Raw genomic sequence first — 25143 nt, 5'->3', positions numbered from 1 at the left:
AAAAATGAATAGCTTTTTTGCACTCCATAAAGATTATAAACTTGGCGGAGAGTTCATAACCGACATGGGTTATGGATTCAAATCTGAAAGCCCTGGAAACTGGTTTAAAGACAGTCCAAGTCAATCTAAAAATCCTAGAACCCCACCTTCCGAGGGGGATTTAGTGTATGTAATACAAAGACAAAAGCCTAAAAAACCTTACCAGTTAGTAGGCAAGTACAAAATTGTTGGCTTTACTCAAGGCAATTCGCAATCAACACGCGAAAAGACACATAGGGCAAAGCTTCAAAATTCGCTTGTCCCTCCAAAGCCAATCCTTTTAGATGATAAATTGCTAGAGAAAGTATTTAAAAAGGGTAACCAAGTTGAATACAACGTTCTTGAGAAGCATTTAAAAACCCAAAATGCATCTTTCAAGCATCCTTTAAGTCAAAATATATGCGATTTGCTCGACTGGATGCTAGCAATCAACAATCTGAAGCCTGAAAACTCAACTCAAAATGAGCATCCTGACGATGACGAGCAACATAGTGAAGAGAATGCATATAAAAACTCAGAGCAGAAAGTTCGTCAGGGACAAAATAAGTTCCGTAAAAATGTTGAAAAGGCTTGGAATTGTAAACAATGTGCAGTTACTAGAATTAATTTTGAGCCGTTGTTAATTGCATCGCATATTGTCAGGTTTAGCGATTGTAAGGAAGGTGAACACTGGGATGGTGCAAATGGAATGTTTCTAACTGCCCACCTTGACGCTTTATTTGATAAATACCTGATCACGTTTATTAATAAGTCAGAACGTTTCAAGATGATTTTTTCAAAACACGTAGATCGGCAAGCTTTAGAGAGCATAAATATTAAAGAAGATGATGAACTTAATGTTAAAGCATTAGGGACGTTAGAGTTACTGAGATTTAAGAAATACATGTTGGAGCATAATAAGCTTTTCTATGCTAGGGATAAATAAGGTGAAATTAAAATATTTAGTTTGATCTTTTACAGCTAAATGCCTTGCGATAGCGAAGTATAAACCTCATCCATTAAGTTAAAATATATCCACAATTTGAATTTTAATGGCAGTAATCTGTCAGGTCGAATCTGAAATATAGTTCTCTATTTCATCGTTGGTTACAAAAGTTAATGAAGTTCTATCTCACCTTTATATATTGAGTAAGGCATAATGAATTCACACCGCCATTTATCAATTTTAGAGCTTGTGCCAATATCGCCAAGCTCTATCTCGACCCTACAGCTGCAGCAAAAACTTGTTGAACGTGGGTTTGATCTTTCAACCCGCATGCTTCAACGTGATCTTCAATCATTATACGATCAAGGTTGTTTTGGCCTCGAAAAAGATACACGTAGTAAACCCTATGGTTGGTCTATTAACTCGCAGTGGCGAGGTGGTAACACAAAAGTAATGAGCGGTGAAGTGGCAGAACATTACTTGTTGTTGGAGCAGTTACTACCGCAATCTGTACCGGATGATGTTAAACAGTCTGTTCACCTTAAAACAGAACAGGCACTTAAACGTTTTAATGGTAATGTGCCTGATTGGCTTTCAACCTTGCCAAAGCCTTCCTTAAAAGTAAATATTGATACTCAGTTGGTTAAGCAAATTGAGCATGCGATTAAGCATAACCGTGCAGTGAGTGCCGAGCTTTATAGGGTGCTGTACGATGAGGCGCATTGGTTAAAGTTTACTGAATTGAGTTTTTATAACTTAGTTGAGCAAGGCGGTGTGTTAATGGTGCAGTTTATGGTGGGGTCGCTTCACGATAAGTGCTACCAGATGCCGGTTTACCGCATCCGCAATGTTCATATTCTGCAAAAGACACGACGAGAGCCAAGTGTTGAGCAGCTAAAATCGTTACGCAGTGCGATTAACAAAGGTATGTCGCAAAAAGCTATTGAGTTAGTAGTAAAAGTACCTATGCATTCTGCTGCTAACCAGGGGTTTATTGAGCTTGGCGAGCTGACCGATAAGCAATATTTTGACGATAAAAACGTATTACTCACCTACCAAACTATTGATACTGAGCAATTAACCGATGAGTTATTTAAATGTGCTCATTGGCTGGAAGTTATTAAACCTGAAAAATTGCGGCAACGCATTACCAGCAAGCTTAAAGCCGCGACTAAAAACTACTTCTAATTAATTTGAATAGTCTGGTTGCGTCAATTTTTGACGTACCTGTCTGTTATGCTGCTTTAAAAGTTAAGGAGGGGTTATGTTTCAATTAATTGAGCAGCAAGATGGTTTATCGATTGGTGTATTTGGTATTGGCGGGTGTGGTTGCAACACGCTCAACAGTATTTATGAGCAGCGAGAAAGTAAGCAAGCCAAGTTATTTAGTGTTAATACCGATAAAGTAGTACTAGAGCATACCCAAAGTGATGATGCCGTGCTTATCGGTGCAGAGCTCACCCATGGTTATGGCGCGGGCGCCGATCCTAAAATTGGCCTGCAGGCTGCTCAAGAGAGTAAAGAGCAACTTTTAGCATTAATAAGTAGTTGCGATATTTTATTGTGTGCAACAGGGCTTGGTGGTGGCACAGGCACTGGCGCAAGCCCATTTATAGCGCAGCTTGCGCGTGAGCAAAATAAGCCGGTTATATTTGTGGCAACAATGCCATTTAGTAGTGAAGGCCAATTTAGAAGCAATATAACGCAAGCGGGCTTAAATGAGCTTAAAGAGCATGCCAATGCGGTTATTACGCTGCCAAACGATCAACTTATTGAAGTATTAGGCAATGACGTGGGTTTATTTGACGCGTTTAAACACAGTAACCAAATACTGCATTCATTGATAAAATCGCTAATCGACATGCTGTGTTATCAAGGGTTAATAAATGTTGATTTAAACGACTTTGCTAAAATTATGGACTGCCAAGGCGATGCCGTTTTAGGTGTTGGCAAATGCGATGAAGAGAGCGAGCTTACTACTGCGCTCAATGGTGCGCTTAATAATCCGCTGGTTAATCAAGTAGATATGTCATCAAGCACAGGGGTCATTATACAAGTAAATTGCAAGGAAGAAATTTCACTGGGTAGTTATAATCTTATTACCGATACAGTGCGCCAGCAAGTAAGCCCTAATGCGCTAGTGATTTGTGGTGTCTCTAAAATTGAAAACTTAGCCAGCAATTATGAATTATTGATAATTGCGACAGGGGCGAGCGCAAAGATGGTAGTAGAACCGTTCAATAAAGCGTCTAGCAGCGAAACAGAACAATCGCCAGCAACCAGAGCTAAACCTCAAGCCTCTGATATTTTTGACATACCCGCGTTTATTCGCAATCAAGCTCCGCCACCCTGCGGGAAATAACGGTTATTCACTATTTGTACTTAAAGAGTTTTTAACTGTTGTTTTTAGAGTCTGAATAATTTTTTAAGCAAAAATAAGAAAAATAAGGGACAGGCATAAACTTTTAACCATGCCTAAGTGTTAGTGAATAAATATTTCTCCGTCTTAATAGACGACAAAAGCATGTGTATTTTATTTTAAAGTAGGGGTTAAGAGCATTATTTGCGTCTAAGTAGTTTTATAGTAAAACCACTTAAACGACTCTACTTCTGCCTGTTTGAGTTAATAAGATTAAAGCAGCCAATTTTTACTGACTTGTACTTTAAGTATGTTTCCTCGAAATTTAAAAATCATTAATCATTCTCTATTTATTGATAAAAACTGCTTGTGTACTTTAAGGAAATAACATGCCTGTCCCTTTTAGTTTCTTTCCACACCGAGGCGCTGCGTTAAACGCAGGATTTGGTATTGCCGTCTTTCCGCACCCAAAAAAATTAATAAAAAAGCTTGACGACGATCTCCATTTTTGATCTATTACTTATCTTTAAGTGGTGTAAAATTTATGGCGTCTTATTCAACAAAAAGTCTTGATCATTTAGGTTTAGTCGCAGGTATGAACAAAGAACTTGGTATTGCTAAGTTAATTGATCAATCACTCCCTGAGCAAAGCCCTGATAAGTTGATTTCTTATGGTCAACTTGTTGAAGCCATGATTTTAAATGGGCTTGGTTTTGTTGGCCGCACTCTGCATATGTATCCGCAATACTTTAAAGAGCGCCCCGTTGAGCGCCTTATTGGAGAAGGGATAAAAGCTGAGTACATTAATGATGATGCATTAGGTCGTTGCCTTGATAAACTGTATGACGCCGGTGTTTCCGGTATTTATCAAACCTTATCAGCCCACGTTGTAAAGCACTTAAACCTTCCTTGTGAAGGTATCAATTTAGACTCAACCAGTATTCATGTTGATGGTAAGTATGAGGATGATATTGATAGCCAAGCGATCAAACTTGTCAAAGGCTATAGTCGAGATCACCGCCCTGAGTTAAATCAAGTTATATTGAATTTGATCACAGAAAACAGAGCGGGGATCCCTATTTATATGCAAGCAGCCAGCGGTAATAGCAATGATAGCGAAGGCTTTAAACAGATTGTAAAACAGCATATAAGCAGTCTCAAAGCGGCACAGAATAGCCGTTACTTTATTGGCGATGCAGCGCTTTATACCGCAGAAACGATCCAATCACTTCACGAACAAGCGCAGCTTTTTATTTCCCGTGCGCCACAAAAATTAAAACAGGTTAAAGAAGCCATCAAGGCACAACATACACTCAATTTCGAGCAGATGGACAATGGGTATAGCGGCGCTTGGTTGACATCAGAATATGGAGAAGTCAAGCAGCGTTGGTTATTGCTAAAAAGTGAGCAAGCCAAAAATAGAGAGCAACATACGCTCACTAAGCGGATGGAAAAAGAAAGCAATGAAACGCTAAAATCCTTTAAGAAATTAAACAAACAAAAATTTGCGTGTCGTTTAGATGCAGAGCAAGCATTAAAAACGTGGCAAAAAGGGCATCCTGACAGTGAAGTATATGCGCATGAAATCATTGAGCAGGGCGTATTTAAACGCAGTGGTCGTCCAAAGCTAACGCAACAACCCGATAGTATTGAATATCAAATTACAGGCACAGTTTATTGGACACTAGCAGCGAGAAAAACGAGGTTACAAGACAAAGGCATGTTTATACTGGCGACGAATGATTTACGCGACTCGCTGTCGATGGAAAAAATGCTCAGTTTATACAAATCCCAACAAAGTGTTGAGAAAGGATTTCGATTTTTAAAGAGCCCTGACTTTTTAACCTCATCACTTTACTTGAAAAAACCAGAGCGGATAGAGGCACTGTTAATGATAATGACGTGCTGTTTAATGGTTTACGCCGCACTGGAGCATAAAATGAGGGCTGAGTTAAAAGCGCAGGAAGCTCATTTTCCCAACTTAAAATACAAGCCCTGTCAAAACCCAACAGCGCGTTGGGTATTTTTCTGTTTCCAGGGTATTCATGTGTTAACGCTAAGTGAAACACAGGAATTAGTATTGAATATAGAGCAGAGGAACAGGACAATCATTGATTGCATGGGCAGTATCTATCAAGAAATTTATTCCTGAAAGCGTTGCGGAATGTCGGGTATTGGTGTTTTTTTTGTAGGTCGGGATTCATCCCGTCATGTTGTCAGGCTGAAGCCAGACCTACAAGAGTAAGTTTTAGGCACTCCTGCCCGTATAAAGCCTACAGACACACAACATATTTACACATTTGAGCTAGCCGTATAAAAAAGGACAGGCATAAATTTTTAACATTACCTATCTTAGCGTTAATCAAATAAATATATTTTCGTGCTAATAGACGAAAAAAGCATGCGTATTTTATTTTGCATCGTATAAAAAAATGACAGTGACAAATTTTAGTATTGTGGCTTTAACGGGTTTTAATGCTGTGCGTATAGTTAATCGAGAGTGAAAATTACCTCTGATAATACTTGAGTAATTTACTCAGGTATTATACGATTTATACCTGAGTAAATTACTCAAGTATTTGGGGCGCATGTTGTCTGAGAATTTACGTATTTTGTATGCTTTGTTTTTAATAATTAATGTATTTAAATAAAACAAGGTAAAAGGGGTCGAAAGTATGAGTGAACAAATTGAACAGGTTCTGTCACAAAAATATGGTGCGGGCTTTGTGTCCGACATTGAGTCTGAAACATTTGCTGTTGGGTTAGATGAAGATGTTATAAAGCGTATTTCTGCTAACAAAGGTGAGCCAGAATGGATGCTGGAGTGGCGGCTACATGCTTATAAAAACTGGCTTAAAATGGAAGAGCCTGATTGGGCGCACCTTGAGTATCCTAAAATTGATTTTCAAGCCATTTCGTATTATTCAGCACCTAAAAGTATGAAAGATAAACCAAAGTCGCTTGATGAAGTTGATCCAGAGCTTTTGCGTACCTACGAAAAACTAGGGATCCCCCTTTACGAGCAACAAATGCTTGCGGGTGTTGCAGTGGATGCGGTGTTTGATTCGGTGTCGGTTGTTACTACCTTTAGAGAAAAGCTTGAAGAGGCTGGAGTGATTTTTTGCCCTATTTCAGAAGCGGTTCATCGTTTTCCCGAGCTGGTTAAAAAGTATTTAGGCAGCGTGGTGCCGCGCGCCGATAACTATTTTGCGGCGCTTAATAGCGCTGTGTTTACAGATGGCTCTTTTGTTTATATACCCAAAGGGGTGCGCTGCCCTATGGAGCTCTCTACTTACTTTAGAATTAACGAGCAAAACACAGGCCAATTTGAACGCACCTTAATTATTGCCGAAGAGCAAAGTTATGTGAGCTATCTAGAAGGGTGCACAGCGCCGCAACGTGATGAAAACCAGTTACATGCAGCCGTTGTTGAACTTGTAGCGCTTGATAATGCGCAAATAAAATATTCAACTGTGCAAAATTGGTACCCAGGTGATGAAAATGGTAAGGGGGGTATTTATAACTTTGTAACTAAGCGGGGTATTTGCCATACCAGTGCAAAAATTTCGTGGACACAAGTTGAGACAGGTTCAGCAATTACTTGGAAATACCCTAGTTGCATACTTAAAGGCGATAACAGCGTGGGTGAATTTTATTCTGTTGCTTTAACTCGTGCAAAACAGCAAGCCGATACTGGCACAAAAATGATTCATTTAGGTAAAAACACTAAATCGACCATTATTTCTAAAGGGATCAGTGCGGGTAATAGTAATAATGCCTACCGTGGATTAGTGCATATGGGTGCAAAAGCCGATGGCGCTCGCAATTTTACCGAGTGCGATTCGTTACTCATTGGCGATCGTTGCGGTGCGCATACGTTTCCCTATATCGAAAGTCGAAACCCTTCAGCCATTGTTGAACATGAAGCAACCACGTCAAAAGTCAGTGATGAGCAGCTTTTTTTATGTAAGCAGCGTGGTCTTGACGCAGAAAAAGCCGTTTCTATGATAGTGAATGGTTTTTGCAAAGAAGTGTTTAAAGAGTTGCCAATGGAGTTCGCTGTTGAAGCGGGTAAGTTACTTGAGATCAGTCTTGAAGGTTCAGTAGGATAAAATAATGCTTAAAATTAATAATTTACACGCAAATGTAGAAAACACAAATATTTTGAAAGGGTTGAACTTAAACATTAAACCAGGTGAAGTTCACGCTATTATGGGCCCAAATGGTGCAGGAAAAAGTACCCTTGGTTATGTATTGTCGGGGCGCGAAGGGTATGAAGTGTCAGCGGGGAGTGTAATTTTTAATGACGAAATGTTACTTGATATGGATATTGAAGAGCGAGCAAAAAAAGGCCTGTTTTTAGCATTTCAATACCCGGTTGAAATACCCGGGGTAAGTAATATGGAATTTATGAAAGAGTCGGTTAATGCAATGCGTAAGCAGCATAACCTTGAGCCACTAACGGCCACCGAATTTTTAAAAAAGGCAAAGCAGGCGTGTGCACAAGTACAGCTACCGCTAGATTTTTTAAAGCGCGGTGTTAATGAAGGTTTTTCTGGCGGTGAAAAAAAGCGCAACGAAATTATGCAAATGATTTTGCTTGAGCCTAAGTTATGTATTTTAGATGAATCTGACTCGGGTTTAGATATTGATGCGCTGCAAGTGGTTGCTAATGGAGTAAATAGCCAGCGTGATGGCAAGCGTAGTTTCATTGTAATTACTCACTATCAGCGATTACTTGATTTTATTGAGCCAGACTATGTGCATATTTTAGCCAACGGCAAAATTGTTAAAAGTGGTGATGCATCACTAGCGAAAGAAATTGAAAAACAAGGTTATGCATTTTTAGGGCTTGATAGCACTGAGGGAGAAACTGCATGAACCAATGGTTACAACAGGTAATACAGCATGCCAGCTGTGTTGATGATTGGTTAAGCCCGTTAAGGGAGCAATCATTAGCAAAATTACAAACAATGGATTGGCCACATCGGCGAATTGAGCGCTGGAAATATACCTCCTTAAATGCTTTTGAAGAACTTTCATTTAATCGTTGTGCACCAGTAAAAACAGCACCACCGAGTGAAATACAGGGATTAGATAGCATTGATTTGGTGTTTGTAAATGGTATTTTGCAAACATCTTTAATGCCTCAAACGTTACCTGAGGGGTTGCGTATTAGTGGTTTTTTAACCGCCTGCGAAGAACAGCAAAATGCGGCTAAAAGCGTGTTTAATAACATTAAACCAGCGCATCACTTTTTTGGCTTAGTAAATGATATATTGGCTCAAGACGGCGTTATTATTAATGTAGCAGCCAATAGTCAGATCACAAAAGCAATTCGCATAGTGTCTGTAAGTACCGCAGAACAAGGGGCTCATCAACGAGTTTTAGTGCGTGTAGGCGATAACGCTAAAGTTACAGTTATTGAACAAGAACAAGGCGATGCTAACAGTGTAAGTACTTGCTTTGCTGAGTTTGATGTTGGTCAACACGCTAACTTAGAGCATTATCGCCTTGCAATGCAAAGCGGTGAGGCAATTTATTTTGGCGGTTGTCATTTTAGTTTACAAGCGCATGCAAAGCTTAATTCGACCTTAATTGCCTATGGAAGCGAGCTTTCGCGTATAGATGTTGATATTGCTCATAATGGTCAGCATACAGAGGCAAAATTTAATACGGTGTATTTACTCGGCCAAGGTGAACATTTTGATTTACACAGCACCATTGAACATGCCATGCCTAACGGCACTACTGAGGAAAATGCGCGCGGCATTATTGGCGATAAAGCAAAAGCGGTTTTTAATGGGCGCATTCATATCCATCGCGATGCACAAAAAACCCTCGCTCAGTTAAACAACCGTAATTTATTGTTGTCGCGTCGGGGGCAGGTAAATACCAAGCCTGAACTTGAAATATATGCTGACGATGTACAATGCGCCCATGGTGCAACCATTGCCGAAATAGAAGAAGAAGCGTTGTATTATTTACGTTCTCGTGGGATTGCACGCGCTGAGGCATTGGTGATGTTAAACTTTGGTTTTATTCAACAGCTGATCAATAACATAGCCAATAAGCCAATAATGCAATGGCTTGAACCAAAGTTAAAATCTCGTTTTATGGAGATGCAAGTAAAATGACCAACAGTGCTTTAAATATAACGCAATTGCGGTCGCAATTTCCGATTTTGCAGCAGCAAGTGAACGGTTGCCCGCTTATTTATTTTGATAACGCAGCGACCACTCAAAAACCGCAAGCAGTGATTAACGCAATCACTGATTTTTATACTCATTGTAATGCTAATGTTCATCGTGGGGCGCATCATTTAAGCAACGAGGCGACTAATCGCTTTGAACGTGCTCGTGACACAGTCGCAAGCTTTATTCATGCTCCAAACCGTAATGAAGTTATTTGGACTAGTGGTACAACCGAAGGCATTAATATTGTTGCCAATGGCATAGCAAAGCAACTGAGCAAAGGCGACGAGGTGCTTATTACGCAAATGGAGCACCATGCTAATTTAGTGACTTGGCAACAAGCATGTGCCCAAAGTGGTGCAACACTTAAAATTGCCCCCATTGATGACGATGGCACACTAAATATTGATGCATTTGTTGGCATGTTATCAAGTAACACTAAGCTGGTGGCTTTTACGCACATTTCTAACGCACTTGGCACAATTAACCCGGTAAAAGTGCTTACTGAACATGCTAAAAAAGTAGGCGCATTAGTGCTTGTAGATGGCGCACAAGCCATTGCCCATGGCAATGTAAACGTACAAGATATTGGTTGTGATTTTTATGTTTTTTCTGCTCATAAGCTGTTTGGCCCAACAGGTGTGGGCGTATTATGGGGTAAAGAATCGGTATTAGAAAACTGGCCCGTGTGGCAAACTGGCGGCGAAATGATTGCCAGTGTTACTTATCAAACTGCTACGTGGGGAGCGTTACCTAATCGCTTAGAAGCGGGCACGCCTAATATTGCAGGTGCTATTGGTTTGGCTGCTGCTATTGAGTGGTTTAGCCAATTAGACTTAGCAGCAGTACAGCAACACGAGAGCGCATTATTAGCGTATGCAACTGAGCAAGCAGAAGCATTTAACGGCTTAACAATAATAGGTAATGCGCCTCAAAAAATTGCCGTGTTAAGCTTTGTACTGCAAGGATGTCATGCAACTGATATTGGTTTTTTACTTGATCAACAAGGTATTGCCATTCGCAGCGGCGAGCATTGCGCTCAGCCCCTTATGCAGCGCCTTGAATTGCCTGGAACTGCTCGGGCATCGTTTTCAATTTACAATACATTAGAGGAAATAGACGCATTTTTCATTGCGCTTAAAAAAGTACAAGAAATGTTGTCTTGAGGAAGTAAAATGAACGTAGAGATGTTTACACCAAAAAATAGCCAAGGTGCACCTATTACATTATCAGAGTCTGCAATAAAATATTTTGAGGGGAAATTAAAAAATAGCCCTGATCATTTATTGCGATTAAGTACTAAAGCAAGTGGTTGCACAGGTTATGCCTATGTATTAGATGTCGTTGCACAGCCACAAAAAGACGACACCCTAATTAAAGCAAGCGATACACTCACTTTAGCCGTTGCTTTAGACGCTATGGCGTTAGTTAAAGACACTGAAATTGATTACGTTAAAGAAGGCGTTAATGGGGTCATTAAATTTAATAACCCCAATGTAGTAAATGAATGCGGTTGCGGTGAAAGCTTTAATGTTAGCTAAAGCCAGTAACACCTTAGGCATTAAAAAGGGGTAGCAGATGCAGCAAAAAATAGTTGTTTTAACGCGTGAGTGTAAAGCGCGCCGAGTACCTAATGGTGACTTAGTGCTAATACCCCAAGGTGAATTTGTTAATATTAATCAAGACTTAGGCGGAAATTACACCGTGACGTGGCAAGGTAATATGTTACGTATAGATGGCACCGATGCTGATGCCTTAGGGCGTACACCACAAAAGCTTGATTTTCCTATTCCAGAGGATGGGCGTATTGATTATGACCAAATATTACAGGCATTAGAAACCATTTACGATCCTGAAATACCGATTAATTTGTTATCACTTGGGTTAATTTATAATGTGCTTATAGATCAAGACACCCACACAGTTAATATTGACATGACCCTAACAGCTCCTGGTTGTGGCATGGGGCCGGTATTAGTCGGTGATGTAGAATACAGGCTTGCAATGGTGCCAAATGTTAAAAAAGTGAGTGTTAGATTATTATTTGACCCACCTTGGTCCCGCGAAATGATGAGTGAAGAGGCACAGCTTGAAGCCGGTGTGTTCTTTTAATCCTTAAAATGAGAGTACCCGATGAATTTACCAACGCGTGATGACATTATTGACGATATGGCTTTTTTTGATGATTGGGAGCAGCGTTATCAATACATAATTGATCTTGGAAAAAGTATTGATCGCATTGATGAAAATCAAAAAACGCCTGAGAACTTAGTAAAAGGGTGTCAAAGTAAAGTGTGGCTAACAAGTCAGCTAAACGACAATCGACTGTCTTTTAAGGTAGACAGTGACGCTGTAATTGTTAACGGGTTACTTGCCCTTGTACTGGCGGTGTTTAATCATAAAACGGCTAGTGACATTTTAGCCGTAGATATTGATAGCTACTTTAAGCAACTCGATCTTGAACGACACATAACCCCCAGCAGAGGAAATGGATTAAAAGCCATTGTGGCTAAAATTCAGGCCATTGCTAATGCGCAGGTAAGTGGCTAAAGAGATAAAATAATAGCGGGTGCAACAGGAGTGTTTAATGAGAAGTAGTATTACAGAAACAGTAACCAGTATTCACCATTGGAATAAAACTTTATTTAGTTTTAAAACCACACGTAGCCCCTCATTCACGTTTGAAAACGGCCAATTTGTAATGATTGGTATGGAGGTAGATGGTAAACCATTACTGCGTGCCTATAGTATTGCCAGCGTTAATTATGAAGATGAACTTGAGTTTTTTAGTATAAAAGTACCCCATGGTGCGCTCACATCACGACTGCAGCACATGCAAGTGGGTGATCAGCTTATGCTTTCAACTCGCACCGCAGGTACTTTAGTGCCTGGCTATCTTACGCCCGCTAAGCACCTTTATTTACTGGCAACCGGCACTGGTTTAGCACCATTTATGAGCATTATTAAAGACCCCGATATTTATGAACAATACGAAAAAATAATTTTGGTGCACGCAGTGCGTTATATTTCAGAACTTGCCTACCAAGAGATAATTTGCAATGAGTTACCCAATAATGAATATTTTGGTGACTGGGTAACAGAAAAGCTAATTTATTACCCCATAGTAACGCGTGAAAAATTTGGCACGCCTGCGCACCAAAAACGAATTACGCACTTACTTATTAATGACGAATTAACTAACGAAATTGGTTTACCTGCACTCAATCCCATTTCAGACAGAGTTATGCTGTGCGGAAATCAAGCGATGATAGACGATACCATGGACATTTTAAATGGCCGTGGCTTTGTTAAAGCAACGTCACGCAAACAAGGTGATTATGTTATTGAGCATGCCTTTATTGAAAAATAAATGCGTTATAAATCGCTAGGTAATTACGTAGTGCTTTAAATTTAAACGATGAAAGGTTTTTTTATTCATGAATAAACCAGCAAAAATAGAACCCGGTGTAAAACTACGCGACGCCGAAAAAATGGCGCTAATACCGGTTAAAGTATTACCCACAGAAAAAACCGACATGTTACGCAAGCCCGAGTGGCTTAAGATCCGTTTGCCTAAGTCAACTGAGCGGATCGATAGCATAAAACAAGCTATGCGTAAACACGGCTTGCACTCGGTGTGTGAAGAAGCATCGTGCCCTAATTTATCAGAATGTTTTAACCACGGCACTGCTACTTTTATGATTTTAGGTGCTATTTGTACGCGTCGTTGTCCGTTTTGTGATGTTGCCCATGGTCGTCCATTAAAGCCTGATGCGGCAGAGCCTGAAAAGCTGGCACTGACCATAAAAGACATGAAGTTAAGCTACGTGGTGATCACCTCAGTAGACCGTGATGATTTACGTGACGGCGGTGCTCAGCACTTTGCTGATTGTATTCGCGAAATTCGCAAGCACAATCCAAAAATCACCATTGAGATATTAGTCCCCGATTTTCGTGGCCGTATGGATAAAGCACTCGAAATTTTAATTGCAACGCCACCCGATGTATTTAACCACAACCTAGAAACCGCACCGCGCTTATATAAACTTGCGCGCCCAGGTGCTGATTATAAATGGTCGCTTGAATTATTACGTCGCTTTAAAGAAGCGCACCCTGAGGTTAAAACCAAATCGGGGTTAATGGTGGGTTTAGGTGAAGAAATTAGCGAAATCGAAGCAGTGCTACGTGATTTACGCACTCATAACGTTGATATGCTAACCGTTGGCCAATATCTACAACCCTCTAAGCATCACTTACCCGTAAAACGTTACGTGCCAACGGCTGAGTTTGATGCACTAAAAACCTATGCAGATGAAATTGGCTTTACCCATGCGGCCTCTGGCCCGTTCGTACGCTCAAGTTACCATGCTGATCAGCAGGCGGCGGGTAAAGAGGTAAAATAACTTTTAATTTTAGGTGTTTAAGCCACTAAATAATGGCGAGTAATAGTTCAAAAGAAAGTGAATTACTCGCCAATAAATATGGTAAATAAAATAAATAAAAGGACAGGCATAAAAAGGTAAATAAAAGGACAGGCATAAATAAAATGGGACAGATAAAATATTTTGTAAAATCCTCAAACTAAACTACTGTTATTATATCCAGTTAAAATAATGGTTATTAGCATGACAAGAGCAAGAAAATGCCTCATTGATTTGGCTTCAACATCTTACTATCACTTAATTGCTCGGTGTGTAAGGCGAGCTTATTTGTGTGGTGACGACCCCTACACAGGTAAAAACTTTGACCACCGCAGATAAATAAAAGGACAGGCATAAATAAAATGGGACAGATAAAATATTTTGTAAAATCCTCAAACTAAACTACTGTTATTATATCCAGTTAAAATAATGGTTATTAGCATGACAAGAGCAAGAAAATGCCTCATTGATTTGGCTTCAACATCTTACTATCACTTAATTGCTCGGTGTGTAAGGCGAGCTTATTTGTGTGGTGACGACCCCTACACAGGTAAAAACTTTGACCACCGCAGGGCATGGCTTATTGAGCGGATTAAGCATTTAAGTACCATATTTGCCATAGAAATTGCCGCCTACGCTGTAATGAGTAACCACTATCACCTCGTTGTAAAAGTTAATCGCCCACATGCACTAAATTGGAGTGACGATGAAGTTATTACTCGTTGGTGTAAATTATATCGCGGCCACACTCTCGTTGACCAATATAAACAAGGTCAACCGTTAGATGCTATAAGCAGGCATCATTTTGACGAAATCATTGCAATATGGCGAGCACGGCTGTACGACATTAGCTGGTACATGAAAAACCTAAATGAGCATATTGCGCGTGAAGCAAACAAAGAAGATAACTGCACAGGTAAATACTGGGAAGGGCGATATAAATCGCAAGGGCTATTAGACCTTGTATCAATTATACGCTGCATGGCCAGGGCAAACGGGTGAAAAACATACAAGTACTTTTTGATCATTTGACCGATCCTAATGATCGTGGTTTATAATAGTCTTTGCCTGTACGAAACATGAAAGAAACGACTATCAGCCAAGCTTTTAATCAACTAACCGATCCAAGAAACTCTGCCAGTGTCCGCCATCCACTTATCAATATTCTGAGTATCACTATTTGCGCTATTATCAGCGGTTGCAATAATTTTAACGAGATAGAAGAATACGGAAAGTCAAAAGTAAAGTGGTTACGGAAATTTTTAGACCTGAAAAATGGTATTCCTAGTCATGACACTTTTAATGACGTACTCAATCGCCTCAACCCAACTGAATTTAACAGCGCATTTACCAAATGGGTCACTGAAATAAGTAAGAATAAAGAAGGAGTGATTGCTCTGGATGGTAAAGTAATGCGCCGTACATTAGATAAAGCCTCAGGTATGCCCGCAACTCATTTAGTCAGTGCATGGTCTGTTGAGAATAATTTTTGTTTAGGACAAGTTAAGGTTGCTGATAAATCGAATGAAATAACCGCTATCCCCATTTTGCTTGAGCTCCTTGACATAAAAGGAGCGACAATTACAACAGATGCCATGGGATGCCAGTATAAAATCGGTGAGCAAATAATCTCTAACGAGGGTAACTATGTGCTTGGACTTAAGGGGAATCAAGGGGAGATTTATGATGACGTTAAACTACATTTAGATACCCAGCTCAACACGCAATTTAAAAATATCCCACACAGCGTGCATCGTTCACTAAATGGTGATCACGGGCGAATAGAAAATAGAGAGGTTTGGTTAACGACAGAAGTAGATTGGCTGGTAGCACGACATCCACGATGGAAAAGCTTAAAAAGTATTGCCGTAATATGTTCAACACGAGAGGTAAATGGTGTAAGTTCGAATGAGCAGCGGTATTACCTTAGTAGCCATAAAGATAAAGATGCTGCATTTATTGCTGATGCTATCCGTAGTCATTGGCATGTGGAGAATAAATTACATTGGCAACTCGACGTTAGCTTTAATGAAGACCAAAACCGTTTACGCAGTGGGTATGCAGCTCAAAACATCGCGTTAATTAATAAAATAGCACTTAATCTATTGAAGAACGAAAAAAGTGCAAAGGTTGGAGTGAAAAGCAAGCGGTTGAAAGCGGGTTGGGATAATGTTTATATGATGAAAGTGCTAACCGTTGGGCTAACTGTATAAAATCAACCCGTTTGCCCTGGCTGCATGGCGTACGTAGACCTTAACCCTATCAGAGCAAAAGCCGCTAATAGCCTTGAAGACAGCGACTTCACTTCGATACAAGAACGTATTGTTCATTTTCAAGCACAACAAAATAATGACAACAACACAGATAACGTTTGTAAACAACAAGATAACTCTCCACATCTAGGTCAGCCTGCACAGTTAAAACCATTCGCAGGCAACCATATTGAACACACCATCCCCTTTGCTTTAATTGATTATTTAGCATTAGTCGACTGGAGTGGCAGGCATATAAATCCACAAAAAAAAGGGCATATTGATAACAGTATTCCCAAAATACTCGCAACCTTAGATTTAGACGAAGCGGTATGGTTGAATTCAATAAAACACTTTAGACGCAAATATTCACATTTTGCAGGCGCACCGCAGTGCTTAAAACAGCATGCAGCAAAAAATGACGTGAAATGGTACAAAGGCACAGGTTAAAACCAGCTATTTTAAGTATGTTCATTACTCAAACGCCCAGCATGCGCGGTTAGTTTTACCTGCCTGAAATTTGACTTTATCGCAGTAAAATTTTAATAACTGTGAGAATATTTGATAAACCATGTAATTTTTAAATGATGATTTATTATCAAGGAGATTAAAAAAGCTTATTTCTTGTGGCATAAAGTTATGCCTGTCCCATATCAATTTTCCTGTCCCATATCAAAAATATTAAAGTTATGCCTGTCCCATATCAAAAAAAATGTTATGCCTGTCCCATATCAAAAAAAATGTTATTAAATCCTGCTACTGATTAGAGGGGGTTTAATAAAAAATCAGGTAAGTGTTGTGTTATCCTTTATTTTATTAATTTACGTTTGGCTACTGTTTATTTGGTACTTAAACACAATAAAAGAAGAGTGTAGCAATGTTGAGTGTTTCTTTTGGGCCTTTGGTTATTTCTATTTCTCAGCTGATTATTTTTTTAGGGTTAGGTGTTTTTTGGGGGCTTACGTATTTATTAACTCGCCAACACCCATTACAAAAAGGGATTTTAGATACGGTATTTAAAGCGGTAGTGGTAGGCTTTTTAACGGCTCGGTTAGCGTTTGTGCTAACTATGTGGGATAGCTATCAAGGCAATTGGTGGCAGCTTATTAATATTAGTGATGGTGGTTTTATACCTTATTACGGCTGGCTCAGCGCTATAGTGGTGTTAGCGTTCTATGCACGAGGTAAAAAAGAGGTCATAAAAAGCTATGCTATTGCCGGGGTTGTTGGTTTTTGCTCAATGATTATTCCGAATTTTGCACTGTCTATTTATCAATCGGGTGTGCAGTTACCGCAATCGATTGTGCACAATATGCAAGGGCAGCAAGTTAACCTCCAAAACTTTAAAGGTAAGCCAGTGGTTATCAATTTTTGGGCGTCGTGGTGTCCGCCGTGTCGAAAAGAAATGCCCGTGCTACAGGCGGCTCAAAAAAACAACCCTGATATTAGCGTGGCGTTTGTCAATCAAGGTGAAGATTTACATACAGTGAGCGCATTCCTGGATGAACAACAACTTGACCTCAAACATGTGTTTTTTGACCAAAGTAGTAATGTGAGTCGTGAATCAGGTGCAGCTGGCCTGCCAACCACCTTGTTTTATAACAGTGACGGGGAGTTAGTCACCAGCCATATGGGCGAGCTTTCTCATGCCAGCTTGAACTATTATATTCAGGCTATTAGTGATAAAAAATAACGGCGTTTTGCCTGTTTAATCACGCCATTCCTTTTTTATGTCCTTTTATAAGCAGCTAAATAGCTTTGCTGCTTAACTTCCTGCTTTCATTAAATTGATTACTTATTGATAAAGTATTCAGTTATTTGTCAGTTTTTATTAACAAACTATTAAGTTTAGATATGTAAAATACAGCTACTTTTTTCGTATCAGCCCGCCTTGATACGCTCATCTTTAAGTATTAACTGTATTTTAAATGGAACTGTTAAAACTATGACCGCTCATCGGACAACCTACGCTTCACATCACTCACTTCCACTTTTTATTAAATCAACGCTGTGCGTGTCTATTTTATCTGTTATCAATCATGCATATGCTGATGAAGCAGCAGATAACGCACTAAAAAGCAACGACATGGAAGTCATTGAGGTGCGTGGTATTCGTTCCAGTATGGCGGCTAATTTAGATATAAAACGTTTATCAAGTTCAGTAGTTGATGCCATAACGGCAGAAGATATTGGTAAGTTTCCCGATAAAAACGTCGCTGATTCATTACAACGGGTGCCTGGTGTGGTTATTGACCGTGACGGAGGCGAAGGCTCATCGGTAAGTATTAGGGGGCTATCGTCTGAGCTGACCTTTTCTCAGCTAAATAGTAATTTTATTGCGTCATCGCCTGGTGAGCCATCTCGTTCGTTTGATTATGCATTACTGCCCTCAGCCATGATTGAAAGTGTGGAAGTGTATAAATCGCCAGAAGCGCGTTTAGATGAGGGTGGTGTAGGCGGCACCGTACTAATGCATAGCCGCAAACCGCTGAGTATGGAAGCAAACTCAGGGGTAATTAACATTGAAAGCACCTATGCGGATGTAACAAAAGAGTCGCAGCCGCAACTAACCGCACTTTACTCTTGGAAAAATGAAGCCGATACTTTTGGGGTGTTGTTTGGTTATACCTCACAAAAGCGTACTAATCGAACACTCTCGGGAGGCACCGATGCAAATATATGGCGCTTTGCCGGTGAAAACCCAGTTGATGTAAATGGCGAACCAGTTGCAAACAATAATCAGTGGGGCGCAATAACCGATGCCCAAGTCACTAGTTATAACGATGTTTGGTTTGCGCAAGTGGTTCGTGGCTCAATTGTTAATGAATTACGTGAACGAGAGGGGATACAGTTTAGCACACAGTGGCGCCCAACCAGCCGTATTGAAATTGGCTTTAACTATTTTGGTTTTTCGCTGGATAAAAACAGAACCGAGTCGGTACTAGATATACCCGAGTGGTCTTTAAATCCAGATTTTTTGACCGATGTAAGTGTGGATGAGTCAGGTAGTATTATTAATGCAATGCAATTTGATGCAGCTGCAAGTGGCGTAGAAAATGATATGCAATTGCCGTGGATGCGCGGCAGTTATGTACGTGAAGAGTCGACCTCAAACACCTTTGATTTTAATTTAACCTACGAAGGTGATTATTTTAAAGCCCGTTTTGTGGCAGGTAATACGCGCTCAGAAGGCGGGCCAAAAGAAAGTTGGGAAGCGGCGTATAAAAGTTCAAACGCCGGCGAAAATGAAAATTTTGTAGAAAACGTTTCGCAAACAGCGGGTTGGCAAATTAATGAAAACGACATCAGTTTAAACATAGGCCCAAATACGCTAGCTAACTTACTTAATGGCGTGGGAGGCGGTCGCGATCCGGGTTCGTCAAATTCAAGCTTTGTACGAAGTGAGCTAGAAGAAGATTACTACCAAGCAGATTTTGATATTTATACTGACTGGGGCATTTTAAGCACGATTAAAAGCGGAATAAAGTATCGAAAAGCCACATTACACCGAGAAACCGGTAATACCTTTTTTTTAGATCCTAATTTTAATATTGCAGCAGGAGAAGCCAGCGAGGGGGGAATTACTCGGTTTGATAGTTACCAGTGGAATAACGGTATGCCACTAGCACAAGACGTGTTTATTAACGAAGGTAACATTACTGGTGGTTTTAACATAAACCAAATGCCAGCGATTAATTGGGGTAAATACCGCGACATTATAACTAGCAACTATGTGCCGTATACACGCAAAGAAGATAACTTTATTTATGATATTGAAGAGCAAATAGCGGCGTTTTACTTGCAAGGTGACTTTGAATTTAATAGCGTACGCGGTAATTTAGGGGTACGTGTAGTACGCACTAAAACGATGAGTTCTTCTACCGATTTATACACATATTTACTAGATCATACCGACGATGAAACGGGCGAACCCGTGATCGCAAATGACAGGTTAATTGAAGATTACCAGTTGATCAGCCAAGAAAACACCGATACCCAAATTTTGCCAAGCCTTAATATTGCTTGGGATGCCAGCGACGATATTGTTGTGCGCGGTGCGGTTGCTAAAGTGATGTCACGACCTGATTATACTGACTTAGGCGCTCAACAGCGTATTAACTTTGTGTCTGATGAATGGGCAGACGACAGAGCTGAGTTTAATGAAATCCCCGGTTTTAGTGGCAGTGGTGGCAATAAAAACTTAAAGCCATTTGAATCAATACAAGCTGATTTATCAATTGAGTATTATTATAGTGAAGGTTCTGCCGTGGGATTAGCTTTGTTTCATAAAACGGTTGATAATTTTGTTGTGCCTCTAGTTATAGATTCTCAGCAATATTTTGCTGGCAAAGAGGGGATAGTTGAGACGGGCAATATTACCATTTCACCTTACAGTACGGTAGGTAATGGTACTGATGCCGTATCTAAAGGAGCGGAAGTATTTATACAGCATGCCTTTGATAGTGGTTTTGGTTTTTATGCAAACTACACTTATAACAAAACTAACAAAGCCGATGTAGAAGTGGATGGTAAAGAGTTTGGTAAATCACCACTAATAGGCAGTGCTAAGTATCAATACAATACCTCAATATATTATGAAGGAGATGCCTTTAATATTCGTGCTTCTTATAATAAACGCGGTGAAACTGTGTTAGGTTTAAATAGCGGCTTGAACGTATACCAAGATCCATACGAGCAAGTTGATGTAAATGCTTCAATTAATTTACTTGAGGATTTGAGTTTGACTGCCGCGGTTATTAATTTAACTAAATCAGAATCAGTAACGCGATTAGGTAACGATACAGACGCTCGACTATTAAACGCAAGTTACACTGGCAGACGTTATTATGCAGGTATAAATTACCGTTTTTAATTTGCATTATTCGTTTGCGTAACACATTTGTTTTGATATTTTAGCTTTTTGTTGTGAGTTATTACTTTATAATGACTGTCATAAAAATAATTTAAATGACAATAACAGGACTCAAATGAGTGATTTAACGACCATAGCTAATTTATCTATATTATTAGTTGAGCCTTCAGAGGTGCAGCAAAAGCTAATAAAAAAATCACTGGCTCAGTGTGGTGTTTTGCAAATTGAAACGGCAAACACTCAGTCCAATGCGCTTGCGGCTTTATCAAATTACCAGCCTGATTTAGTGATCAGCAGTATGTATTTTAGTGATGGCAGTGCTGACTCTTTATTACAAGCAATACGTGCTAATGATAAAACCGAGCATCAAGCGTTTATGTTGGTTTCGAGCGAGCGTAACAAAGCGCATTTAGAGCAGCTAAGGCAATCGGGTGTGTTGGCTATTTTGCCTAAGCCTTTTAGTGCCGATGAAATTACTAGAGCGCTTAAAGCCACGCTCGATATTATTAGCGAGCAGGAAATCGAGCTTGATCATTTTGACATCACTTTACTGCGCGTATTAGTGGTCGATGATAGCCGTTTTGCACGTAAGCATATAATACGTGTGCTTTTGGGTATGGGTATTCCTACTCCAGTGGAGGCTGAAGATGGTAAACAAGCGATTGAAATGCTTAATAACCAGTCATTTGACCTAATTGTTACAGACTATAATATGCCAGAAATGGACGGCAAAGAGCTTACCGAAACGGTAAGGAAATCGAATGCATATTCGCATATTCCCATACTTATGGTCAGCTCTGAGGCTAACGACACCCACTTAGCAAATATTGCCCAAGCTGGTGTAGATGCAATTTGTGACAAACCATTTGAACCCGCTACCGTACGCGATTTATTATTTAAAATTATGAGCTAATTTGTGACTGTTAAAGCACTTTTAAAGTGCTTTTGGGTAACGCAATGAAAAATTAAGTAACTTGGCGGCAGTTAAAGGCTTGCTCAAATAAAACCCCTGAGCAATATCACAGTTAAGCTCATCGAGTAAGTTTAACTGTTCTTTAGTTTCTACTCCCTCAGCAATTACTTTCATTTCTAAGCTGTGCGACATGGCAATGGCTGCCTTTACTAAATTACAGTCGGCCTTATTGTGTGTTATGCCATTAATAAAGCTACGATCAATTTTTAGCACATCAAAGGGATATTCTCTTAAATAGCTCAATGATGAATAGCCAGTACCAAAGTCATCCATTGATAGCTTTATGCCTAATTCATCAATTTGGATTAGCGCATCACGTATAGAAGCTTGGCCATTCATTAACACGCCTTCGGTAATTTCTAATTCTAAACACTCATTAGGTATATCATTTTTATTTAACGCATTCATGATTATATTTACCAGCTCGGGGTCTCTAAATTGACGCGGCGATAGATTAACAGCCATGATGTAGTTTTGATTGTTAATGGTTTGCCATTCATTTAAAAACCGTAAGGCGTGTTGAAGAACAAACACACCAATAGGCGCTATTAACCCGGTTTGCTCAGCAACAGGAATAAACTCATCGGGTGTGATGTCACCAAGCACTATGTTATGCCAACGCAGCAGGGCTTCTGCGCCCACAATAGTATTTGTTTTTATATCAATTTGTGGTTGGTAATATAGCTCAAATTCATTGCGCTCTAATGCGCCATGCATTTGATCTTCTATTTCAAAGCGACGGCGCATGGCTATATTCATTTGTTGGGTGAAAAAAGAGGACGTGTTTCGGCCTAAGGCTTTTGCTTGGTACATGGCGGTGTCGGCATTACGCAACAATACCGATGCAGAGGTCCCATCTTTTGGTGAAATTGCAATGCCAATACTTAATGTGAGTATTAAGTCTCTACCTTCTAGTTTAAAGGGCTTTCTAAACGCTTTGAGTAATCGCTCACCAATGACTAAGGCATCATTTTCATCGCTCAAACTTGATATTAAAACAATAAACTCATCACCGCCTAACCGACCTACGGTGTCATTTTTTTTAAGTGCACGTTTTAATCTATGCGCGGCCTCAATTAAGAGCTTGTCGCCTATCTCGTGCCCTAAAGAATCGTTAACTTTTTTAAAGTCATCAAGGTCTAAAAAAAACACCGCTGCTTTTTCATGGCTTTTATGCGCTTCATTCAATATTTGGGAAAGTCTATCAAGAGATAAAAAGCGATTAGGTAAATCGGTTAAGCTGTCAAAATGAGCTTGATGACGAATTAGCTCGGCGCTGCGGTATGATTCACTAATGTCGCGAATAATCACCATCACTTTGCTTTTTTTGGGTAATAAGCGAATTCTCGCTTCAAAATAACTTATTTCCTCAGGCATGCTTAACTCATACTCAAAGCTAGTCATATCATCATGCGTTATTGCTTTTTTTATGTGGAGTTGAAATTTTTCAGCTACCTTTTCAGGTAGTACATCACGCATTTTTTTACCGATAAATTGCTTAGGTGGTAAATATAAGTCATTTTCATCGCTGGCATGGTAATCAGTAATAGTGCCATCTTGCTCTAATACAAAAAATAAATCGGGAATAGCCTCAAATATCGTTTTTAGCATAGTGGCGCTAAAGGTAGCTTCTGCCTGTGCTGCACGCATATCTGATAGATCAATATCAATACAGTACATTTGTTTAATATTGTATTGATTAGTAAACATAACATGGCTTGAAAATACAACAATGCTGCTACCATTTTTATGATTTAGCGTCAGTTCTGCTGCTGGAATTTCAATGCCATGCTCAATCCAATCAGCGTGCGCCTTAATAACGTACTCTTTCATTGGCGCGGGAATAATTAAGTCTTCGAGTTTTTTGCCAATCGCGTCTTGGTGTGAGTAGCCATAAAGTATTTCACTGCCTTTATTCCAATAAATAACACGTCGTTGTTCATCGTAACCTTGTACTGAAACAGAATCGACTGCATCAAAAAGTTGATGCAGCGGATCATTAGTAACATATTGATGAGCTGGTATATTATTAGTTTTATTAGCTGGCATTTCGGCATGTTCATTTGTTGGGTATAGGTAGCTTATAGCATAGTCATAAAAGTGTGATTTATCATAGTACCCCCGCTCTTTATGAAAAATTCTACTGTTTGTTAGCGACAACTATGGACGTTAATCTGTTAATTATGATGGATAGATTACGCTATCCATCATTTTGCTATTTAGTGAGTCGGCATTAAATAGATTTCGCGCACGCTGTTGCGTTGATTGGCTTGTATTGCAAATAAAACCGCGTCGGCCACATCTTGTGGGTCGAGCTTATCTGGTTTTGCTTCATCAAAAAAAGGCGTATTTACCATACCCGGGGCAATCGTGGTACAGCGACCATGCCATGGCTTCATTTCTTCAGCCAAATTTTGACCAAAACCATGGGCAAACCATTTAGTCGCACCATAAATAGAGCCATCAATAGGACGCCGACCCGCTGCTGAACTTGTTAAAATAAAATGACCTTTGTTTGAACGCAAATGCGGTAAGGTCAGTTTGGCAGTCCATAACAGAGCTTTAATATTAAGATCGATCATGGCTGACCACTCATCGGGATCGCCATTCTCGGTGCCCGGTGATGACACCCCCATGCCAGCGTTAGCAAATGCCACATCTAATCGGCCAAATTTTTTAACACCTTCACTCACTACATTCTCAAGTTCATTAAATTGCGTAGCATCGGCTGCAACGCTAAATGCATTTTCGTGGCCTAGCTCATCAACCAATTTATTGAGTTTATCTTTACTGCGCGCTGTTAATATTACTTTGTGGCCATTATTGACCAATGTTTTAGCGGTTGCTTCCCCGATGCCACTTGAGGCGCCGGTGATTAAAATAACTTTTTCTGTTGCCATGGTTTATCTCCTTTTTTGGAATTCTGCCAAGCTTAAATAAAAGACTCACTTAAGTGAGTTATGGGTTATGTAGAATTAATTGAGTGACAGTGATGTCATTAAATGGGCTGCCAAGGTAATACATCACCTTGATGGAAAGTTATGTGCAATTGAATAGTATAAGCATAAAAACTTAACCTAGTTTGAATTTAGAAAGCTTGCGTTAAA

The 25143-nt window shown here is 39.8% G+C and carries 19 protein-coding genes and 3 pseudogenes; 20 read left to right on the top strand and 2 right to left on the bottom strand.

Annotated elements, in window-relative coordinates:
• Positions 1 to 4 precede the first annotated feature (4 nt).
• The 20 genes and pseudogenes from AC6H44_RS16885 (at position 5) to AC6H44_RS16790 (ending at position 21976) form a co-directional block, all read left to right on the top strand.
• Positions 5 to 964, top strand: a complete 960-nt coding sequence (locus AC6H44_RS16885) for an HNH endonuclease (protein WP_500739015.1) — start codon at positions 5 to 7, stop codon at positions 962 to 964.
• A 213-nt stretch (positions 965 to 1177) separates the two neighbouring features.
• Positions 1178 to 2152: a transcriptional factor gene (locus AC6H44_RS16880; protein WP_500739014.1), complete on the top strand. Its 975-nt coding sequence runs from the start codon at positions 1178 to 1180 to the stop codon at positions 2150 to 2152.
• A gap of 76 nt (positions 2153 to 2228) precedes the next feature.
• Positions 2229 to 3326 carry a cell division protein FtsZ gene (locus AC6H44_RS16875; RefSeq protein WP_500739013.1) on the top strand — a complete coding sequence of 366 codons (1098 nt, stop codon included), beginning with the start codon at positions 2229 to 2231 and terminating at the stop codon, positions 3324 to 3326.
• Between the two features lie 541 nt (positions 3327 to 3867).
• Positions 3868 to 5475 (top strand): IS1634 family transposase, encoded by a 1608-nt coding sequence (locus tag AC6H44_RS16870; RefSeq protein ID WP_500739012.1) that lies wholly within the window; start codon positions 3868 to 3870, stop codon positions 5473 to 5475.
• A gap of 523 nt (positions 5476 to 5998) precedes the next feature.
• Complete coding sequence (gene sufB, locus AC6H44_RS16865) at positions 5999 to 7435, top strand: Fe-S cluster assembly protein SufB (protein WP_500739011.1); 1437 nt, start codon at positions 5999 to 6001, stop codon at positions 7433 to 7435.
• Positions 7436 to 7499: 64 nt separating this feature from the next.
• Positions 7500 to 8204 (top strand): annotated as a pseudogene (gene sufC / locus AC6H44_RS16860) (Fe-S cluster assembly ATPase SufC); the annotation flags it as partial.
• Positions 8201 to 9460 carry a Fe-S cluster assembly protein SufD gene (sufD, locus tag AC6H44_RS16855; RefSeq protein WP_500739010.1) on the top strand — a complete coding sequence of 420 codons (1260 nt, stop codon included), beginning with the start codon at positions 8201 to 8203 and terminating at the stop codon, positions 9458 to 9460. The pseudogene sufC and the gene sufD, both read left to right, overlap by 4 nt.
• Complete coding sequence (locus AC6H44_RS16850) at positions 9457 to 10683, top strand: aminotransferase class V-fold PLP-dependent enzyme (protein WP_500739009.1); 1227 nt, start codon at positions 9457 to 9459, stop codon at positions 10681 to 10683. Before sufD ends, AC6H44_RS16850 begins: the two co-directional genes overlap by 4 nt.
• 9 nt (positions 10684 to 10692) lie before the next feature.
• On the top strand, positions 10693 to 11058 hold the full coding sequence (locus AC6H44_RS16845) for an iron-sulfur cluster assembly accessory protein (RefSeq protein ID WP_500739008.1): 366 nt from the start codon (positions 10693 to 10695) through the stop codon (positions 11056 to 11058).
• A 37-nt stretch (positions 11059 to 11095) separates the two neighbouring features.
• Positions 11096 to 11629 (top strand): putative Fe-S cluster assembly protein SufT, encoded by a 534-nt coding sequence (gene sufT / locus AC6H44_RS16840; protein WP_500739006.1) that lies wholly within the window; start codon positions 11096 to 11098, stop codon positions 11627 to 11629.
• A 21-nt stretch (positions 11630 to 11650) separates the two neighbouring features.
• Positions 11651 to 12067 (top strand): SufE family protein, encoded by a 417-nt coding sequence (locus tag AC6H44_RS16835; protein ID WP_500739005.1) that lies wholly within the window; start codon positions 11651 to 11653, stop codon positions 12065 to 12067.
• A 37-nt stretch (positions 12068 to 12104) separates the two neighbouring features.
• On the top strand, positions 12105 to 12887 hold the full coding sequence (locus AC6H44_RS16830; protein WP_500739003.1) for a ferredoxin--NADP reductase: 783 nt from the start codon (positions 12105 to 12107) through the stop codon (positions 12885 to 12887).
• Positions 12888 to 12954: 67 nt separating this feature from the next.
• Positions 12955 to 13920, top strand: a complete 966-nt coding sequence (lipA, locus tag AC6H44_RS16825; protein WP_500739002.1) for a lipoyl synthase — start codon at positions 12955 to 12957, stop codon at positions 13918 to 13920.
• Between the two features lie 222 nt (positions 13921 to 14142).
• Positions 14143 to 14274 (top strand): annotated as a pseudogene (locus AC6H44_RS16820) (alpha-amylase family glycosyl hydrolase); the annotation flags it as partial.
• A gap of 105 nt (positions 14275 to 14379) precedes the next feature.
• Positions 14380 to 14925: pseudogene (locus AC6H44_RS16815) on the top strand (transposase); the annotation flags it as partial.
• 92 nt (positions 14926 to 15017) lie between these two features.
• Positions 15018 to 16151, top strand: coding sequence for an ISAs1 family transposase (locus tag AC6H44_RS16810; protein WP_500736497.1), 1134 nt, complete (start codon positions 15018 to 15020; stop codon positions 16149 to 16151).
• Positions 16152 to 16175: 24 nt separating this feature from the next.
• Positions 16176 to 16640, top strand: a complete 465-nt coding sequence (locus tag AC6H44_RS16805; RefSeq protein WP_500739001.1) for a hypothetical protein — start codon at positions 16176 to 16178, stop codon at positions 16638 to 16640.
• Positions 16641 to 17067: 427 nt separating this feature from the next.
• Positions 17068 to 17883, top strand: coding sequence for a prolipoprotein diacylglyceryl transferase family protein (locus AC6H44_RS16800; protein WP_500739000.1), 816 nt, complete (start codon positions 17068 to 17070; stop codon positions 17881 to 17883).
• A gap of 252 nt (positions 17884 to 18135) precedes the next feature.
• Positions 18136 to 21063, top strand: a complete 2928-nt coding sequence (locus tag AC6H44_RS16795) for a TonB-dependent receptor (protein WP_500738998.1) — start codon at positions 18136 to 18138, stop codon at positions 21061 to 21063.
• 115 nt (positions 21064 to 21178) lie between these two features.
• Positions 21179 to 21976 carry a response regulator gene (locus AC6H44_RS16790; protein ID WP_500738996.1) on the top strand — a complete coding sequence of 266 codons (798 nt, stop codon included), beginning with the start codon at positions 21179 to 21181 and terminating at the stop codon, positions 21974 to 21976.
• A gap of 21 nt (positions 21977 to 21997) precedes the next feature.
• On the opposite strand, the gene AC6H44_RS16785 is transcribed toward AC6H44_RS16790, so the two are convergent.
• A complete protein-coding gene (locus AC6H44_RS16785; RefSeq protein WP_500738994.1) occupies positions 21998 to 24085 on the bottom strand; it encodes a putative bifunctional diguanylate cyclase/phosphodiesterase in 2088 nt (695 codons plus the stop codon).
• 170 nt (positions 24086 to 24255) lie between these two features.
• Positions 24256 to 24936, bottom strand: coding sequence for an SDR family oxidoreductase (locus AC6H44_RS16780; RefSeq protein WP_500738992.1), 681 nt, complete (start codon positions 24934 to 24936; stop codon positions 24256 to 24258).
• Positions 24937 to 25143 lie beyond the last annotated feature (207 nt).

It is taken from the genome of Pseudoalteromonas sp. TAP-3C, from assembly GCF_059888565.1.
Note: the sequence above shows the minus strand (reverse complement) of the source record. Positions and strands in the feature narration are given on the sequence as shown.

Bases quoted from the DNA above. Each gene is read 5' to 3' on its own strand.
- AC6H44_RS16885 (WP_500739015.1), top strand. From the start codon at position 5: ATGAATAGCTTTTTTGCACTCCATAAAGATTATAAACTTGGCGGAGAG.
- AC6H44_RS16880 (WP_500739014.1), top strand. From the start codon at position 1,178: ATGAATTCACACCGCCATTTATCAATTTTAGAGCTTGTGCCAATATCG.
- AC6H44_RS16875 (WP_500739013.1), top strand. From the start codon at position 2,229: ATGTTTCAATTAATTGAGCAGCAAGATGGTTTATCGATTGGTGTATTT.
- AC6H44_RS16870 (WP_500739012.1), top strand. From the start codon at position 3,868: ATGGCGTCTTATTCAACAAAAAGTCTTGATCATTTAGGTTTAGTCGCA.
- sufB (WP_500739011.1), top strand. From the start codon at position 5,999: ATGAGTGAACAAATTGAACAGGTTCTGTCACAAAAATATGGTGCGGGC.
- sufD (WP_500739010.1), top strand. From the start codon at position 8,201: ATGAACCAATGGTTACAACAGGTAATACAGCATGCCAGCTGTGTTGAT.
- AC6H44_RS16850 (WP_500739009.1), top strand. From the start codon at position 9,457: ATGACCAACAGTGCTTTAAATATAACGCAATTGCGGTCGCAATTTCCG.
- AC6H44_RS16845 (WP_500739008.1), top strand. From the start codon at position 10,693: ATGAACGTAGAGATGTTTACACCAAAAAATAGCCAAGGTGCACCTATT.
- sufT (WP_500739006.1), top strand. From the start codon at position 11,096: ATGCAGCAAAAAATAGTTGTTTTAACGCGTGAGTGTAAAGCGCGCCGA.
- AC6H44_RS16835 (WP_500739005.1), top strand. From the start codon at position 11,651: ATGAATTTACCAACGCGTGATGACATTATTGACGATATGGCTTTTTTT.
- AC6H44_RS16830 (WP_500739003.1), top strand. From the start codon at position 12,105: ATGAGAAGTAGTATTACAGAAACAGTAACCAGTATTCACCATTGGAAT.
- lipA (WP_500739002.1), top strand. From the start codon at position 12,955: ATGAATAAACCAGCAAAAATAGAACCCGGTGTAAAACTACGCGACGCC.
- AC6H44_RS16810 (WP_500736497.1), top strand. From the start codon at position 15,018: ATGAAAGAAACGACTATCAGCCAAGCTTTTAATCAACTAACCGATCCA.
- AC6H44_RS16805 (WP_500739001.1), top strand. From the start codon at position 16,176: ATGGCGTACGTAGACCTTAACCCTATCAGAGCAAAAGCCGCTAATAGC.
- AC6H44_RS16800 (WP_500739000.1), top strand. From the start codon at position 17,068: ATGTTGAGTGTTTCTTTTGGGCCTTTGGTTATTTCTATTTCTCAGCTG.
- AC6H44_RS16795 (WP_500738998.1), top strand. From the start codon at position 18,136: ATGACCGCTCATCGGACAACCTACGCTTCACATCACTCACTTCCACTT.
- AC6H44_RS16790 (WP_500738996.1), top strand. From the start codon at position 21,179: ATGAGTGATTTAACGACCATAGCTAATTTATCTATATTATTAGTTGAG.
- AC6H44_RS16785 (WP_500738994.1), bottom strand. From the start codon at position 24,085: ATGCCAGCTAATAAAACTAATAATATACCAGCTCATCAATATGTTACT.
- AC6H44_RS16780 (WP_500738992.1), bottom strand. From the start codon at position 24,936: ATGGCAACAGAAAAAGTTATTTTAATCACCGGCGCCTCAAGTGGCATC.